This is a genomic window from Streptomyces sp. JHA26 (genome assembly GCF_002005565.1).
Taxonomy (GTDB): Bacteria; Actinomycetota; Actinomycetes; order Streptomycetales; family Streptomycetaceae; genus Streptomyces.
On the sequence record NZ_BDJC01000092.1, the window covers coordinates 1 to 17,023 of the forward strand.

Genomic DNA, 17,023 nt, shown 5'->3' on the forward strand with positions numbered 1-17,023 from the left:
ACGCGGGCGGCGCCGCGGCCGCGCCCGGCAGGACGCGGGGGACGGACGCGGGCGGCGCCGCGCGGGCCGCCGGTTCCGAGAGCGAGCCGCAGAGGACCCGGGGAGGGCTCGCCGAGACGGGCTCGAGCCTCGGGCTCCGGCCCGCGGCGGCCGGAGGCGTCCTCCTCGCCGCCGGGGGCCTGCTGCTGCTCCGCACCGGGCGGCGTACCCGGTGACGCCCCGCGCCGGCACCGTTCGGTCCCGACGCCGGCCGGGACCGAACGGCGCCGGTCAGTCGTCGAGCGCGTCCTTGACGTCGCCCAGGTCGACGAACTTGAAGCCGGTGGCGTCACGGTCGCCGTCACCAGGAGTGTCGTGGCCGTCCTGCACGACGAGCAGGCCGTCGGGGTAGCGGCTGCCCAGCGGCTGGTTCAGCACCGCCGCTCCGTCGCACTCCTCGGAGCCGTCCAGCCGGGCCGAGGCGGCGCCGACGCGGAACCCGCCCTCGTACTCGTTGTGGTCCTCCTGTTCGCGGTCGTACGCGGCGAAGGTGTTGTCGCCCTGGCTGGAGGCCAGCAGGTACCCGTCGCCGTCGGACTCCTCCAGGAGCGTCAGTCCCTCCACGTCCGCGGCCAGCCGGCTGCCGCCGTACCCGGGGTCGGCGCCGGCGACGCACTCGTCGGTGGCCTCGTCGTACGTGGCCGGGACCCCGTACTCACGCACCTTGTCCACCAGTTGGGGCGTGCCGGTGAGGTCGGCGCGCAGGCGCCAGATGCCGACGTCTTCCTGCCCGGCGTACAGCGTGCCGTCGGCCGGGTCGACGACCATGCCCTCCACCTGGGGCAGTTCACCGGGTTCGGAGCAGGGCGACCAGTTCCTGCCGTTCGGCAGGCGGAAGGACGCGGGCAGGTCCAGGGTGCGCACCGGACGGTAGCCGACGCGTCCGGACGCCGTCGGGGTGAGTTCCAGCAGGGCGAGCCGGGTGCGTTCGCGTTGGCTGACCAGCGCGTAGGAGCGCTGGGTGGCCTTGTCGGTCCAGGTGGCCAGGCCGTACGCGGTGCGCTGGTCGTTGATCTCGGCCTGACCGGTGGAGAACACCGGTTCGGCGGCCGGGTCGGTGACGTCCGTCATGGGACGGCCGGGGGAGGACGGATCGATGCGGTAGACCCGCAGGCGGTCGCTGCCGCGGTCGGTGGTGACCGCGAGGTCCGCCCGCCCGGCGCCGAGGCGCACGCCGTGCACCAGGTCGACGTTGTTGAAGCGGCCGGGCGCGTCGTCGGGACCGGGGGCGGGGGGCGCCGCCACCGACTGCACGAGACGGGCGTCCAGGTCGTAGACGCGCAGTCCGCCCTCCTTCGCCGTCGCGACGACGAGGCTGCGGTCGGGGTCGGCAGGGTTGCGCCAGATGGCCGGGTCGTCCGCGTCGGCGTTCCCGCCGGCCTCGTCGTCGTACAGCGGAGCCGTCTCGGCCCGCGGCCGTACGGTCGGCAGCGCGTCGTCACCGTGCGCCGCGGCCGGAACCGCCGACAGGAAGGTGACGGCCGCGGCGAGGGCGCAGGCGGCCGGCCGGCCGAGGGGGTGCCTGGTCATGCGGGTGCTCCTCAAGTCGAAGACATGACAACGGGATACACCTGATGATCTTGATCGTGGTTCCGGTCGCCACGGGGCCCTGCCGGTGACGGGGAGGTGACCGGTGGGGGAACGGTGCCCGCGGTGTTCTCCGGCCGGTCAGGCCATCAGCCCGGCGGCGAGCGCGGCCCCCAGTTCCCAGCAGGACTCCAGGTCCGCCTTGGCGGGCTCGCCGGCCACCGTCACCGCCGGGGCGGCGCGCTGCCAGCCGAGGCCGGTCGTCACCGACTCGATGGCGCGCACCGCACCGGTGGTGTCGCCGCCGCCGTGCACGTAGTAGCCGAAGGGCCGGCCCCGCGTCCCGTCCAGGCACGGGTAGTAGACCTGGTCGAAGAAGTGCTTCAGGGCGCCGGACATGTAGCCGAGATTGGCCGGGGTGCCCAGCAGGTACCCGTCCGCCTCCAGCACGTCGACGGCCGTGGCCGCCAGCGCCGCCCGCCGGACGACCCGGACGCCCTCGATCTCCGGCGCGGTCGCCCCGGAGACGACGGCTTCGAGCATCGCCTGGCAGTTCGGCGACGGGGTGTGATGCACGATCAGCAAAGTGGCCACACCCCGAAGCCTGCCGTCCGGCACCCGGCGGACGCAACAGTCGCCGCGGATCACACCTCGGGCGCCGCCGTCTCCGTCAGTGCGCCGTCGGCCAGTCGCAGCCATCGGTCGACGCCGATCTCGCTCAGGAACCGCTCGTCGTGGCTGACCACCACGAAGGCCCCCCGGTAGGAGTTCAGCGCGCTCCGCAACTGCTCCGCGCTGACCAGGTCGAGGTTGTTGGTCGGCTCGTCCAGGAGCAGCAGATGCGGGGCGGGCTCGGCGCACAGGACGCACGCCAGGGTGGCCCGCAGCCGCTCGCCGCCGGACAGCACGCCGACGGGCAGGTGGGCGCGGGCGCCCCGGAACAGGAAGCGGGCGAGCAGGTTCATCCGCTCGGCCTCGGGCCGCCGGGGAGCGTACGCGGCGAAGTTCTCGGCGACCGTGCGGTCCGCGTCCAGCAGGTCGAGCCGCTGCGACAGGTGGGCGACGCGCCCGTCGGCCCGCCTGACCGTGCCGCTCCCCGGATCCAGGTCACCGCCCAGCAGGCGCAGCAGCGTGCTCTTGCCGGCGCCGTTGGGGCCGGTCAGCGCGATGCGCTCGGGTCCCCGGACGACCAGGTCGACACCCTCGCCGGCGAACACCTCGCGGTCGCCGAGCCGGATCCGCAGCCCCTCCCCGAGGAAGAGGGTGCGCCCGGCGGGCACGTCGGTCTCCGGCAGGTCGAGGACGATGCGCTGGTCGTCGCGGAGCGCACGCCCCGCCTCGTCCAGTCGGGCCTTCGCGTCGCCGACCCGGTCGGCGTGCGTCTGCCCCGCCCGGCCCGCGGACTCCTGCGCGCCGCGCTTCATGGTGCCCGCGAAGATGCGCGGCAGGCCGGCGCTCTTGAGGTTGCGGGCGGCGTTGCCCGCCCGGCGCTCGGCGCGTTCGCGGGCCTGCTGCATCTCCCGCTTCTCCCGCCTGAGTTCCTGCTCGGCGTTGCGGACGTTCTTCTCGGCGACCTCCTGCTCGGCCCGCACCGCCTCCTCGTATGCGGTGAAGTCGCCTCCGTAGAAGCGCAGTTCGCCGCGGTCGAGTTCGGCGATGCGCTCCATGCGGTCGAGCAGGGCCCGGTCGTGGCTGACCAGCAGCAGACAGCCCTTGTAGTCCGACAGGACGTCGTGGAGCTTGTGCCGGGCGTCCAGGTCGAGGTTGTTGGTGGGCTCGTCGAGCAGCAGCACGTCGGGCCGCTTCAGTAGTTGTGCGGCGAGGCCGAGGGAGACGATCTGGCCGCCGCTGAGCGTGCCGAGGCTCCGGTCCAGGGCGAGGCCGCCGAGGCCGAGGCGGTCGAGCTGGGCGCGGGTGCGTTCCTCGATGTCCCAGTCGTCGCCGATGGTCGTGAAGTGCTCCTCGGCCACGTCCCCGGACTCGACGGCGTCGATGGCCCGGATGACGGCGGCGACCTCCAGCACCTCCGCCACGGTGAGGTCCCCGGTCAGGGGCAGGGTCTGCGGCAGGTAGCCGACGGTGCCGGTGGTGGACACGGAACCCGTGACGGGGCGCAGCTCACCGGCGATCAGCTTGAGCAGGGTGCTCTTGCCGGAGCCGTTGGGGGCCACCAGGCCGGTACGGCCCGGGCCCACGGTGAACGACAGGTCCTGGAAGACGGGGGTGTCGTCGGGCCAGGCGAAGGAGAGGTTCGAGCAGAGGACGGCGGCGTCGGACATGGACGACCTCGCTGAGGAGAGGGGCGGGGGAAAGGGACACGCCCGCCCGGGAGGACAGGGAAGAGGGGACGACGAAGGCGGCCACCGCCGGGGCGCTCCTGTGCGCCTGCTGTGGCCGATCAGTGCGGGGTATCACCCGCAGATGTCGTCGTCACCCACCATGTCCGGGACCTCTCGATACGCGATCAACGTCTTCACCAGCCTAACAGCCGCCGCCCGCGGGGCGGGGTCCGGCGCAGGCGGGGGGCGACGGCCGACGCGTCGGCACTGGTGGCGGGGCCCCGGCCGCCGTGGAGCGCCGGTGGCCGTCCGTGACGCGGAGCCGCCCGCCGTCCGGGTCCGCACGCGACGGAGCCGCCCGCCGGGTGGGCGGGCGGCTCCGTCGCGCGGTGCTGCCGGCGGCTCAGCCGACGGGTGCCGCGGTGGCCTCGCCGGACTCCTCGGCGAGGCGTTCCATGCCGCTGGTGGTCTTCAGCGGCTTCTCCTTCAGGAACACGACGGCGACCAGCGCGAGCAGGGCGAACGGCGTGGCGATGAGGAACAGGTCCGCGGTGGCGACGCCGTAGGCGTGCTCGACGATCGACCGCATCGGCGCGGGCAGCGTGGACATGTCCGGGACGCTGCTCTCGCCGGAGCCCTCGCCGGCCGGGACGGTGATGCCCGCGTCCTTGAGCCCCTTGGTCATCTCGCTGGTGACCCGGTTGGCGAGGATAGCGCCGAGGACGCTGGTGCCGATGGTGCCGCCCATGCTGCGGAAGAAGGACAGCACGGAGGTCGCGGCGCCCAGCTCGGCGGCGGGCACGTCGTTCTGCGCGGCGAGCACCAGGTTCTGCATCAACATGCCGACGCCGATGCCCAGGACCGCCATGTAGAGGCTGAGCAGGCCGAAGTGCGTCTTGGCGTCGATCGTGGACAGCAGCGCGAGGCCGACGGACATGACGACCGCGCCCGCCACCAGGTACCGCTTCCACCTGCCGGTCCGGCTGATCACCTGACCGGCGACGGTGGACGACACCAGCAGGCCGAGGATCATGGGCAGGCTCATCAGACCGGCGACGGTCGGCGACTTGCCCAGGGAGACCTGGAAGTACTGGGAGAGGAAGACGGTTCCGCCGAACATGGCGACACCGACCAGGAGGCTGGCGACGGTCGTCAGCGTCACCGTGCGGTTGCGGAAGATGTCGAGCGGGATGACCGGCTCGGCGGTACGCGCCTCGACGAGGACCGCGGCGATCAGCAGCAGCACGCCACCGCCCGCGAGGGCGCCGGTCTGCCAGGAGGCCCAGTCGAACTCGTTGCCGGCCAGCGTCACCCAGATGAGCAGCGCGCAGACACCGGCGACGATCAGGAAGGCGCCGAGCCAGTCGATGCGCACCTCGCGCCGCGTGGTCGGCAGCCGCAGCGTGCGCTGCAGCAGCGCGATGGCCAGCAGCGCGAACGGCACGCCGATGAAGAAGCACCAGCGCCAGCCCAGCCACGAGGTGTCGACCAGCACACCGCCGACCAGCGGCCCCGCCACGGTGCCCACGGCGAAGACGGCGCCGAAGATGCCGGCGTACTTGCCCAGCTGTCGGGGCGGGATGACGGAGGCCATCACGACCTGCGCGAGGGCCGTCAGACCGCCCGCGCCGATGCCCTGCACGACCCGGCTGAAGATCAGCAGACCGACGCCGTGGGAGAAGCCGGCCAGCAGCGAACCGACGACGAACATGGACAGCGAGAGCTGGAGCAGCAGCTTCTTGTTGAAGAGGTCGGACAGCTTGCCCCACAGGGGCACCGTCGCCGTCATGGCCAGGAGTTCCGCCGTGACGACCCAGGTGTAGGAGGACTGGCTGGCGCCCAGATCGGCGATGATCGTGGGCAGCGCGTTCGAGACGACGGTGCCGGCCAGGATCGCGACGAACATACCGGCCATCAGGCCGGACATGGCCTGGAGTATCTGCCGGTGGGTCATGGAGGTGGGAGGCGCGTCGTCGGGCGCCTGAGGTGCGGTCACGGCATCTCTTTCGGGTGATGGTGGGGTGGTGTCGCGATCGTCCTGCGCGCCGGTCACGCGCCGGGCGCCGGAAGACCGGCGGCGAGGAGGGTGAACACCTCGTGGAACACGTCCAGGAAGGCGGCCTCCTGCTGGTGGGCCGACCAGTGGTCCACGCTGGTCCGCACCGCGGCGGTCGCCACCGCGGCCAGCAGCCGTGGGTAGAGGCCGGGATCCGCGGGCCGTTCCCCGTCGCCGGAGGCGCCGCGCAGGCGCGTGGCGATGGCATCGGCCAGGTCGGCCTCCGCCGCCATGTGCGCCCCGACGCCGCGCGCCAGGAGGTGCGGCGAGGCGTGCAGCACCTCGGCGTGCAGCCGCCACAGCTCGTGCTGCTGCTCCGCCTCGGCCAGTTCCGCGGCCATGGCCTCGCGCAGGGCCTCCAGCGGTGAGAGGCCGGCCGGTGCGTCGAGGACGGCGCGCCGCATCCGCGCGCCCGCGTCCGCGTCGATGACGACGAAGGCGTCCTCGCGCGTGTCGAAGTAATTGAAGAAGGTCCGCACGGACACACCGGCCGCCGCGCTGATCGCCTCGACGGTGACCTTGTCCGCACCGTGCTCGGCGGCGAGCCGTATCGCGGCCTCGGCGAGGGCGGCACGCGTGGCCCGCTTCTTCCGCTCCCGCAGACCGCCCCCCGCGGCACCCTTCTCCGACATAAGTTGCATGGTATGCAAAGATGCACGTCATGCAAAATTCATGCCGAGGGTGACCGGTCGCGCGCCTGCCCGGCGTCCCGCCCTCGGCTCCCGGTCCTCTCGCGCACGACCCCGGCGTACGAGCGTGAAGTCGGGGTAGGCGGTGCGGAAGCGCGGTCGGCGCCGGTGGCGGCCGTGCCGTGCGCCACGCGCCGCGTCCTGCGGTCACCGGGGTGTTCCGAGTGCCGGGGCGCCCGGGCGCGGCACCTCCGCCGCCGTCGGCCGACGTCACCCGCGCCGGCCTCGCACCCCGGCCGGCCCCGTCCGGGAACCGACGTGACCCGAACGGCCCCGTCGGGTACCCGTCCGGTCCGCACAGGGTTGGGATTGCAGGGCACCACCCGCGCCACCCGGACCCGCACCCGTCCCGGCCCGACCGCTGTCCCGACACGGAAAGGACCCCCCGATGTCCGCCGACACGCAGCAGGCGCCCCCCGCGCTCCCGGACGAGGAGCTCGCCGCCCTGGACGCCCACTGGCGCGCCGCGAACTACCTCTCCGTCGGCCAGATCTACCTGATGGCGAACCCGTTGCTGACCGAGCCGCTGCGCCCGGAGCACGTCAAGCCGCGCCTCCTGGGCCACTGGGGCACCTCACCGGGCCTCAACCTCGTCCACACCCACCTCAACCGGGTGATCAAGGCCCGCGGCCTGGACGCCCTGTGCGTCTGGGGACCCGGCCACGGTGGGCCCGCCGTCCTCGCCAACTCCTGGCTGGAGGGCTCCTACACCGAGACCTATCCGGACGTCACCCGGGACGCGGACGGCATGGCCCGGCTCTTCAAGCAGTTCTCGTTCCCCGGCGGTGTGCCGAGCCACGTCGCCCCCGAGACCCCGGGCTCCATCCACGAGGGCGGCGAGCTCGGCTACTCGCTCGCGCACGCCTACGGCGCCGCCTTCGACCACCCCGGCCTGGTGGTCGCCTGCGTGATCGGCGACGGCGAGGCGGAGACGGGACCGCTGGCGGCGTCCTGGCACTCCAACAAGTTCCTCGACCCGGTGAACGACGGCGCCGTCCTGCCGATCCTCCACCTCAACGGCTACAAGATCGCCAACCCTACGGTCCTGGCCCGCCTCCCCGAGGCCGAACTCGACGAACTCCTGCGCGGCTACGGCCACGACCCCGTCCACGTCACCGGCGACGACCCCGCCACCGTCCACCGGGCGATGGCCCACGCCATGGACACCTGCCTCGACCGCATCGCCGCGATCCAGCGCGCCGCCCGCGAGGACGGCGCCGACGAGCGGCCCCGCTGGCCGATGATCGTCCTGCGCACCCCCAAGGGCTGGACCGGCCCCGCCGAGGTCGACGGCCTGCCCGTGGAGAACACCTGGCGCGCCCACCAGGTCCCGCTCGCCGCCGTACGGACGAACCCGGAACACCTCCGTCAGCTGGAGCGGTGGCTGCGCTCCTACCGGCCCGAGGAACTGTTCGACGACGCCGGAGCCCCGCGCCCCGAGGTCCTGGCCGCCGTCCCCGAGGGCCCGCGCCGGCTGGGCGCCACCCCCTTCGCCAACGGCGGACTGCTGCTGCGCGACCTGCCCCTGCCGCCCCTGGACACCTACGCCGTCGCCGTCGACAAGCCCGGCGCGAGCATGCACGAACCGACCCGCGTCCTCGGCGACCTGCTCGCGGACGTCATGGCCGCCACCGCCGACCGGCGCGACTTCCGTCTCGTCGGCCCCGACGAGACCGCCTCCAACCGCCTCCAGGCCGTCTACACCGCCAGCGGAAAGGCCTGGCAGGAACGGACCCTGCCCGTCGACGAGGACCTCGACCGGCACGGCCGGGTGATGGAGATCCTGTCCGAGCACACCTGCCAGGGCTGGCTGGAGGGCTACCTCCTCACCGGCCGGCACGGGCTGTTCTCCTGCTACGAGGCGTTCGTCCACATCGTCGACTCGATGGTCAACCAGCACGTCAAATGGCTGCGCGTCACCCGTCGCCTGCCCTGGCGCGCCCCCGTCGCCTCCCTCAACTACCTGCTCACCTCGCATGTGTGGCGCCAGGACCACAACGGCTTCTCCCACCAGGACCCCGGCTTCGTCGACCACATCCTCAACAAGAGCCCCGAAGCCGTACGGGTCTACCTGCCGCCGGACGCCAACACCCTGCTGTCCGTCGCCGACCACGCCCTGCGCAGCAAGGACTACGTCAATGTGATCGTCGCTGGCAAACAGCCCTGCTTCGACTGGCTGACCATGGAGCAGGCCCGCGTCCACTGCGCCCGCGGCGCCGGCATCTGGGACTGGGCCGGCACCGAGGACGGCACCCGTGAACCCGACGTGGTGCTCGCCTGCGCGGGCGACGTGCCCACCCAGGAGGTGCTGGCCGCCGCCCAGCTCATCCGCCGCCACCTGCCCGACCTGGCGGTGCGCGTGGTCAACGTCGTCGACATCGCCCGGCTGCTGCCGAGCGGGGAACACCCGCACGGCATGAGCGACTTCGAGTACGACGGCCTGTTCACCGCCGACAGGCCCGTCATCTTCGCCTACCACGGGTACCCCTGGCTCATCCACCGCCTCGCCTACCGCCGCACCGGCCACGCGCACCTGCACGTGCGCGGCTACAAGGAGATCGGCACCACCACCACGCCCTTCGACATGGTCCTCGGCAACGACCTGGACCGCTACCGCCTGGTCATGGACGTCATCGACCGGGTCCCCGGCCTGGCCGTGCGCGCGGCGGCCGTGCGGCAGCACATGGAGGACACCCGGCTGCGCCACCACGACTGGATCCGCGAACACGGCGTCGACCTGCCCGAGGTCGCCGACTGGTCCTGGGACGGCTGACCCGCCGCGCCGCAGCGTCCGACGAAGGGAAACCCGTGACCGCGACCGCCTCCACCTGGGACTACGTCCACTACGACGCCGCCGAGGAACGGCTGCGGGAGTCCCTGTGCACGCTGGGCAACGGCTACTTCGCCACCCGCGGCGCCCTGCCCGAGTGCGCCGCGGACGACGTGCACTACCCGGGCACCTACGTGGCCGGGTGCTACAACCGGCTCACCTCCACCGTCGCCGGACGCACCGTGGAGAACGAGGACATGGTCAACCTCCCCAACTGGCTGACCCTGTCCTTCCGGGCCGCCGGAGGGGACTGGCTCACGCCGGACACCGCGCCGGTGCAGGACCACCGGCAGACCGTGCACCTGGACTCCGGGGTGCTGGAACGCCGCACCCGCTTCGCACTCGGCGACGGACGGGCACTGACCGTGCGCCAGTTGCGCCTGGTGCACATGGCCGACCCCCACCTCGCCGCCCTGCGCACGGAGTTCACGGTGGAGGGCGCCGGCACGGACCTCGACGTGGAGTCGGCCCTCGACGGCGACGTCACCAACTCGGGCGTCCCGCGCTACCGGGACCTCGACGGCCGTCACCTGACCCACGTCCACACCGGCGCCGACGACGGCACCGTGTGGCTGCGCTGCCGTACCCGGACCTCGGACATCCGGATCGGCATGGCCGCCCGGACGTCGGCCGGCGCACCGGTCGCCCCGGGCCGGGAACACCTGCGGGTCGCCCAGCGCACCACCCTGCGCCTGGAGCCGGGCCGCACCGCCACCGTCGACAAGATCGTGGCCCTGCACACCTCGCACGACCCCGCGATCAGCGACCCCCTGCAGGCCGCCGTGGGCCGGGTGGCCGCCGCCCCCGGCTTCGACGAGCTGCTGGCCGGCCACCGTACGGCCTGGGGCCAGCTGTGGCGCCGCGCCCAGCTCGAGGTCCCCGGCGAGGCGGGCGCCATCCTGCGGCTGCACCTCTTCCACGTACTGCAGACCCTCTCCCCGCACACCGCCGACCTCGACGTGGGCGTACCCGCCCGCGGGCTGCACGGGGAGGCCTACCGGGGGCACGTCTTCTGGGACGAGCTGTTCGTCCTGCCCTACCTCAACCTGCACTTCCCCGAGGTGTCCCGGGCCCTGCTGCAGTACCGGCACCGCCGTCTGGAACGCGCCCGCACGGCGGCCCGCGCCATCGGCAGACGCGGTGCCCTCTACCCGTGGCAGAGCGGCAGCGACGGCCGCGAGGAGACCCAGCGGCTGCACCTCAACCCCCACTCGGGCCGCTGGCTGCCGGACCACTCACACCTCCAGCACCACGTGGGCTCGGCGATCGCGTACAACGTGTGGCAGTACTGCGAGGCCAGCGGCGACGCCGAGTTCCTGCACACCAAGGGCGCCGAGACGCTGCTGCAGATCGCGCGCTTCTGGGCGGACTCCGCCACCTGGGACGGCCATCTGGGGCGGCACCGCATCCGGGGTGTCGTCGGCCCCGACGAATACCACGAGGCCTATCCCGGCGCCGTGGAACCGGGCCTCGACGACAACACCTACACCAACGTCACCGCCTCCTGGGTGCTCACCCGTGCCCTGGAGGTGGTGCGCTCCCTGCCCGAGCCCCGCCGACGCGAACTCGTGGAGCGCACCGGCCTGGACGGCGGCGAACTCGAACAGTGGGAGGACGTCTCCCGCACCCTCCACGTGCCCTTCCACGAGGGAGTCATCAGCCAGTTCGAGGGCTACGGCGACCTCGCCGAACTCGACTGGGCGGGCTACCGCGAGCGCTACGACGACATCCGGCGGCTGGACCGCATCCTGGAGGCCGAGGACGACAGCGTCAACAACTACCGGGCGTCCAAACAGGCCGACGTCCTGATGCTCGGCTACCTCTTCTCCCCGGCCGAACTCCGCGCGCTCTTCGACCGGCTGGGCTACGGCCTGGACGACGACACCTGGCGGCGCACCGTCGACCACTACCTGGCCCGCACCAGCCACGGCTCCACCCTCAGCGGACTCGTCCACGGCTGGATCCTGGCCCGCGCCCGCCGCGCCGGGGCGTGGACCTTCTGCCAGGAGGCGCTCAAGGGCGACGTCGCCGACCTGCAGGGCGGCACCACCGGCGAGGGGATCCACCTCGGCGCCATGGCGGGCACCCTCGACCTGGTCCAGCGCTGCCTGACCGGACTGGAGACCCGCGACGGCGCCCTCTGGCTGGACCCGGTGCCCCTGCCGGAGCTGTCGTCGTACGGATTCTCCATCCGCTACCAGGGCCACTGGGGCGTACGGCTCCGGCTGGAGCACGGCCACCTGGAGATCGCCGTCCCGGCCTCCGACCGGCTGCCGATCGACGTCCGGCTGCCGGACCGGGCCCTTCAGCTCCAGCCGGGCGACACCTGCCGGCTCGTGCTCCCGGACTGATTCCTCCCGTCAGCCCGGCAGGGGGTAGGCCACCTCGCGCGGGAACCCGTCCGGCCTGCCGTCGGTGTAGGTCAGTGTGATCCGGGTGTAGTGCTGCTCGCCCGGATCCTGCTCCCGGGCCTGCGGCCGGTCGAGCCGCACGGTCACCGGATACGAGCGGAACGTGCCGACCGCGCAGTAGGGCTTGCAGTCGTTGACCGCGTTGTATCCCCGCCCGGCCGCCGCGGCAGCGTCCCAGCGCACCCAGTGCAGCGCGGTCAGGCGGCTGTTGCCGTCCCCGCAGGCCAGCACGAACGCCGCGGGCCGCACGTCGCCCCGCATCGAGCAGTCGACCAGTACGGGGTCCTGGGCCTGCCGCTTCACGGTCTGCTCCGCCTGCGGGGCGGCCGAAGCGGCGCCCAGGGGTACTGCGAGCGCGGCGGCGGCACAGAGCGTGACCGCTGCCCTCGTCGGGTTCCTGCCCATGTCTGCTCCCGGCCGTCTCGGGGGATCGCCTGCCTCCGCCTTCCCCGTACCGACCGTACGACCGCGTCCGCGAACGCACCACTCGTACGGAGCAGCGCCGGGCGGCCGTCGAACTACCCCGGCGGCGGGCACACGGCGCTGCACCGCCGGCGGGAACAGGCCCACGGGTTCTGCCGGTGAGCCGAGCACGCCGGTGCCGGGCCACGGTTCACCGCCCGCTCCGCAGATCCACCCCGCGCCGGGCCAGGGTGAGGACACCGGCGACGATCAGGGCGACGCCGGCCAGCTGGGGCAGCACCCACCAGTCGGTGCGCACGTCCTCCCGGTACAGGACGACGCCGAGCAGCAGGCTCACCGTGGCGTCCCCCAGGGTGAGGGCCGGCTGGGAGGCGACCAGAGGACCGCCCTGCATGGCGTGCTCCAGCAGGAGCACGGCGCACACACCGGCCGCGGCGAACGCGTACGTCTGCCACACGGTCAGGAAGCCGACCAGGCCGTCCGCGTCCAGGACGCGCATGGAGTCCTTCATCAATCCGGCGGTCAGGGCGTAGCAGACCGCGGTGGCCGCGCCGAGGCAGCCGGCGCGGGCCTTGCCGACGGGCCGCCTCAGCCCGGCCGCGGCCAGCAGGACGGCCAGCCCGGCACAGGCCCCGAGCGCGGGCGCCCAGCGATCCATGGAGACGTCGTCGCTGCCGCCGCCCGGCGCGGCCGACGCCAGCGCCAGTCCCAGGCCGACGACCACACCGCCCACGGCGAGCCACAGGACGCCGGGGAGGTGGTGGCGAGTGATCAGCGAGGCCAGCAGCAGCGCCAGCGGAAGCTCCAGCACGAACAACGGCTGGACGAGCGATATCGGCCCGGTCGCCAGGGCGGCCGCCTGCCCCACCCCGGCGACGACGACGGCCAGCATGCCGCCGAGCCACACCGGCCGCCGCAGCAGGTCGACGACGAGGCCCGGACGGAATCCCTGGGACTGCGGCACGCTCAGCGCGGCCCGCCGTTGCAACACGGTGGCCAGCGCGTTGCTGAACGCGGCGACGAGTGCGAAGAGCACCGGCAGGACAACACCCATCCACCGATCCTCGCCCCGTTCCGGCCCGGCCGCGCGCCGCAGCACCCCGGAACGGGCGCGGTGCCGGGGAAGCGGGTCAGTCGTCGGCCCGGTCGGGCCGCGTCTCCGTCCCGGCGTCGCCCTGCTCCGGGGCGTCGGGGACGGTGTAGTAGACGGAGGTGCCCTGCTTGGTGCGCTGGGCCTGGTTCCTGGCGACCAGCCCCTCGAGCGTGGTGCGCACGACCGTGGACTTGACGGTGCGGTCGGGGTGGGCCTGGCCGAGCGCCGTGGTGATCTCGGCGGCGGAGCGCGGTTCCTTCTGCTCGCCCAGGTGCTTGCGGACCAGCTCGACCAGGGTGGACCGGCCCGGCTTCGAGGATGTGGAGGACGACCCGGACGGGGCGGCGGCCGGGGACGGGGCGGTCCGGCTCGGCGACTTCTTCGCCGCGGACTTCCCGGCCGCCTTCCCGGCCGACTTGGTGCCGGTCTTCGCGGATGACTTCGAAGCCGACCTGGAGACAGCCTTCGCGGGCGACTTCGAAGCCGGCTTGGTGGTCGACTTCGAGGCCGGCTTGGTGGCGGGCCTCGTGGCCGCGCGCTCGGGCGCGGTGGCGGCCTTCCCGCTCGCCGTGCGCCTGCCCGCGGCGGCCGTCCCGGTGGCGGAACTGTCACGGGGAGCGGGGACCGGCGCCGTGTCGGTCGCCGGCCGGGGCGGTGCCGTGGTGATGCCGAGCGCCTGCTGCACGTTCAGCAGCAGGGCGTGGTCGTGCTGCAGTGCGGCGAGCTGCTGCTGGAGGTCGGCGATCTCCCCGCTGATGCGCTCCTGCTCCTTGACGTTGCGCTCCAGGTCGCTCGTCACCTGCACGCTGTACTGCGACGCGAGTTCGGTGGCGGTCTGCGGTGTACTTTCGGACATGGTGTTGACTCTCCTCGATTCGCGGCCGTGAAGGCACGGGAGAACTACGGGACATCAGTCGTGGGACATGGGTGCCATGTCCGTTCGGCGCCGGGCAGCGGAGTGTCCGGTATTGCTGACGACTGCGTCGACACCCAAATGGTACGGACGACGGCGCCTGTTGTTCGCCTGTTTGCTGCCGGGCCGGTATACCACGTCGGGCGGGTGAGGTGATACGCGTCATCGGCACATCGACGCCTTCGGTGACCCACGGGGTCGTGGTTCGACGCCGGTGCGTCGCGCGGGTGTTCGGAACGCAGACACCCGACGCCCCGCATCCCGGCATCGGGCGGTGCGGCCGGACCACCGGACGCGGACAGCCGACCGGTCCCTGCGCCGCGCCCCCCGCCGTTCCCGTCGGGTGCGCTTCAACTCATCCTGGTCCTCCCGCAGTTGCCGCTCCGCGGCCGGCGCTTCCGCTCGTGCTCGTCGTCAAGGCGGTGGTGCTCGGCGGCGGTGCCCTCGCCGTGTACGGGGTCGGCCGGCCGACAGCGGCCGTCGACACCGCGGTGGCCGAGACCTTCCGCCGCACGCGCCCCGAGGGCGGCCCGGCCCCCGGACACCACCCGGCGGGCGCCTGACCGGCACTCTCTCGAGGACCGCACGGCCGTCGCCGCACTACTCCACGGCCTCCTGGCGCGCGGTGGAAAAACGGAGGCGCCCGCGGCCCGACCGGAGGTACGGTCCCGGCATGCCGAATGAGGACGGGTACTTCGGGAAAGACGTCGCTGCACGGTACGACGAGTCGTCGGCGGACATGTTCCGGCCGGAGGCGGTCGACCCCGCGGTCGACCTGCTGGCCGGGCTGGCGGGGAAGGGACGCGCGCTCGAACTGGGCATCGGCACCGGCAGGCTCGCCCTGCCGCTGGCCCGCCGGGGCGTCCCGGTCCACGGCATCGACATGTCCCGGGCCATGACCGCCCGGCTGCGCGCCAAGCCGGGCGGCGACGCCGTCGGGGTCACCATCGGCGACTTCGCGACGACCCGGGTGCCGGGCGCCTTCACGCTCGCCTACCTCGTCTACAACACCATCAACAACCTGACCACGCAGGACGCCCAGGTCGCCTGCTTCCGCAACGCCGCCGCCCACCTCGCACCCGGCGGCAGCTTCGTCGTCGAGGTGGGCGTACCGGAACTGCGCCGCCTGCCGCCGGGACAGACCGCGGTGCCGTTCCGCATCGATGACACGGAATGGGCGTTCGACACGTACGACACCGTGACCCAGGCGATGAGCTCGAACTACGTCACCGTCGTCGACGGCCGCACCGAGCACACGTCCATCCCGTTCCGCTACGTATGGCCCTCCGAACTCGACCTGATGGCGAGGCTCGCCGGACTGCGCCTGCGCGACCGGTGGGAGGACTGGGACCGGGCACCCTTCACCCACGAGAGCCGCCGGCACGTCTCGGTCTGGGAGAAGCCGGCCGCCTGACCCGGGCCGGTCCGTCAGCGCCGGGACATGTACAGCTGAAGTGCTGTGTGCAGCACCTTGTTGAGCGGGCGGTCCCACTCCCCGAGGTACTCGACGGCCTCACCGCCGGCGCCGATCTTGAACCGGAGCAGACCCAGCAGGTGGTCGTCCTCGTCCAGGGTGTCGGTGATGCCGCGGAAGTCGTACACCCGCGCACCGCGTTCGTGGGCGTCGCACATCATGCGCCACTGGAGGGCGGTGCTGGGCTGGACCTCGCGCCGGCGGGCGGTGGAGGCGCCGTAGGAGTACCAGACGTGGTCGCCGACCGTCAGCATCGTGGCCGCGGCGAGCACCTCACCGTCGTGGTGGGCGAGGTAGAGACGCATCCGGTCCGGGTCCTCGGCCGTCAGGGCGGTCCACATCCGCTGGAAGTAGGCGAGCGGGCGCGGGACGAACCTGTCCCGTTCGGCGGTCTCGACGTAGAGCTCGTAGAAGGCGCGCAGGTCGTCGTGGTCGCCCTGGACGACCTTGACGCCGGCCTTCTCCGCCTTCTTGATGTTGCGGCGCCACTGCTGGTTGAGGCCGTTCCGGATCTGCTCCAGCGACCGCCCGGCGAGCGGCACCTGACACACGTGACGCGGCTGTCCGGCGGCGAAGCCGTCCTCGCCGCCGGGCTCGACCCGCCGCCAGCCCGCCCGGCGCAGCCGCTCGGCGATCTCGCGGGCGCCGGGCTCCTCCACGGTGGCCTTCACGTCCCGCAGCCGCCGGGCCCCCGGGTCGGCGATCGCCGCCTTGACCGTCTCGGCGCTCCAGCGCCGGGCGACCACGGGCGGGCCCATCCTCACGGAGAAGGCGCCCCGCTTCTTCAGGTGGGCGAGCATCGGCTCCAGCCACCGGTCCAAATCCGCCGCGTTCCAGTCGATGACCGGACCCTCGGGGAGGTAGGCCAGGTAGCGCCGCAGCCCCGGCAGCGGCCGCAGCAGCACCAGCGCGGCCCCCACCAGCTCGCCGTCGTCGTCGAACCAGCCCAGGCTCTCCGCCTGCCAGTCCGGCTTCACCTCTCCCCACGAGGGGAGCTGCAGATGGCTCACGGAAGGCCGGGTCGCGACGAAGCGCAGGTGCTCCTCGCGCGTGATCGCCTTCAGGTGGTGGCTCATGGGCGGTGCCCCTTCGTTCGGCTCGTTCGATGGTGTCGGCGGGCAGGAACGCCGCGGCGCGCGGACGGTTCCGTCCCCCTTTACCAGGGAATACCGACGGCGGCGGATCCGCGCGGGCTACCGGCTGTTCGGGCAGGTGGGGCGAGCGGCCGGGGGCGTCGGTCCGGCCCGCGCCCGGTGCGCTCCATCCGGCGCGCGGCGCCACGGCAGGGG

At 73.1% G+C, this 17,023-nt stretch carries 13 protein-coding genes and 1 pseudogene; 5 read left to right on the top strand and 9 right to left on the bottom strand.

Going from position 1 to position 17,023, the window contains the following annotated elements; genetic code table 11:
- A pseudogene (locus JHAT_RS32030) lies at positions 1–215 on the top strand (hypothetical protein); the annotation flags it as partial.
- Between the two features lie 55 nt (positions 216–270).
- Here JHAT_RS32030 and JHAT_RS32035 read toward each other — a convergent pair.
- The 5 genes from JHAT_RS32035 to JHAT_RS32055 all read right to left on the bottom strand — a co-directional run bounded on the left by JHAT_RS32035 (position 271) and on the right by JHAT_RS32055 (position 6,542).
- A complete protein-coding gene (locus tag JHAT_RS32035) occupies positions 271–1,569 on the bottom strand; it encodes a phytase (RefSeq protein ID WP_077801794.1) in 1,299 nt (432 codons plus the stop codon).
- Between the two features lie 138 nt (positions 1,570–1,707).
- Complete coding sequence (locus tag JHAT_RS32040; RefSeq protein WP_077801795.1) at positions 1,708–2,160, bottom strand: flavodoxin family protein; 453 nt, start codon at positions 2,158–2,160, stop codon at positions 1,708–1,710.
- Positions 2,161–2,210: 50 nt separating this feature from the next.
- Complete coding sequence (gene abc-f / locus JHAT_RS32045; RefSeq protein ID WP_077801796.1) at positions 2,211–3,845, bottom strand: ribosomal protection-like ABC-F family protein; 1,635 nt, start codon at positions 3,843–3,845, stop codon at positions 2,211–2,213.
- Positions 3,846–4,248: 403 nt separating this feature from the next.
- A complete protein-coding gene (locus tag JHAT_RS32050) occupies positions 4,249–5,841 on the bottom strand; it encodes an MDR family MFS transporter (protein ID WP_077801797.1) in 1,593 nt (530 codons plus the stop codon).
- 53 nt (positions 5,842–5,894) lie between these two features.
- Positions 5,895–6,542: a TetR/AcrR family transcriptional regulator gene (locus JHAT_RS32055; protein WP_077801798.1), complete on the bottom strand. Its 648-nt coding sequence runs from the start codon at positions 6,540–6,542 to the stop codon at positions 5,895–5,897.
- A gap of 436 nt (positions 6,543–6,978) precedes the next feature.
- On the opposite strand from JHAT_RS32055, the gene JHAT_RS32060 reads away from it, so the two are divergent.
- Both JHAT_RS32060 and JHAT_RS32065 read left to right on the top strand, forming a co-directional pair.
- Positions 6,979–9,363, top strand: a complete 2,385-nt coding sequence (locus JHAT_RS32060; protein WP_077801799.1) for a phosphoketolase — start codon at positions 6,979–6,981, stop codon at positions 9,361–9,363.
- A gap of 35 nt (positions 9,364–9,398) precedes the next feature.
- Entirely contained in the window at positions 9,399–11,771 is a 2,373-nt protein-coding gene (locus tag JHAT_RS32065; RefSeq protein ID WP_077801800.1) for a glycoside hydrolase family 65 protein, read from the top strand.
- Between the two features lie 9 nt (positions 11,772–11,780).
- Here JHAT_RS32065 and JHAT_RS32070 read toward each other — a convergent pair whose 3' ends face one another.
- The 3 genes from JHAT_RS32070 to JHAT_RS32080 all read right to left on the bottom strand — a co-directional run bounded on the left by JHAT_RS32070 (position 11,781) and on the right by JHAT_RS32080 (position 14,203).
- Positions 11,781–12,236, bottom strand: a complete 456-nt coding sequence (locus JHAT_RS32070; RefSeq protein ID WP_077801801.1) for a hypothetical protein — start codon at positions 12,234–12,236, stop codon at positions 11,781–11,783.
- Between the two features lie 208 nt (positions 12,237–12,444).
- On the bottom strand, positions 12,445–13,308 hold the full coding sequence (locus JHAT_RS32075) for a DMT family transporter (RefSeq protein WP_077801802.1): 864 nt from the start codon (positions 13,306–13,308) through the stop codon (positions 12,445–12,447).
- Between the two features lie 76 nt (positions 13,309–13,384).
- Positions 13,385–14,203 (bottom strand): hypothetical protein, encoded by an 819-nt coding sequence (locus JHAT_RS32080; RefSeq protein ID WP_077801803.1) that lies wholly within the window; start codon positions 14,201–14,203, stop codon positions 13,385–13,387.
- Between the two features lie 461 nt (positions 14,204–14,664).
- Here JHAT_RS32080 and JHAT_RS34845 point away from each other — a divergent pair, with 461 nt between their 5' ends.
- Both JHAT_RS34845 and JHAT_RS32090 read left to right on the top strand, forming a co-directional pair.
- The gene (locus JHAT_RS34845; RefSeq protein ID WP_171991161.1) at positions 14,665–14,823 is read left to right on the top strand and encodes a hypothetical protein; all 159 of its coding nucleotides are present in this window, start codon (positions 14,665–14,667) and stop codon (positions 14,821–14,823) included.
- Between the two features lie 110 nt (positions 14,824–14,933).
- Complete coding sequence (locus JHAT_RS32090; protein WP_077801804.1) at positions 14,934–15,674, top strand: class I SAM-dependent methyltransferase; 741 nt, start codon at positions 14,934–14,936, stop codon at positions 15,672–15,674.
- A gap of 14 nt (positions 15,675–15,688) precedes the next feature.
- On the opposite strand, the gene JHAT_RS32095 is transcribed toward JHAT_RS32090, so the two are convergent.
- Positions 15,689–16,810, bottom strand: a complete 1,122-nt coding sequence (locus JHAT_RS32095) for a peptidoglycan bridge formation glycyltransferase FemA/FemB family protein (protein WP_077801805.1) — start codon at positions 16,808–16,810, stop codon at positions 15,689–15,691.
- Positions 16,811–17,023 lie beyond the last annotated feature (213 nt).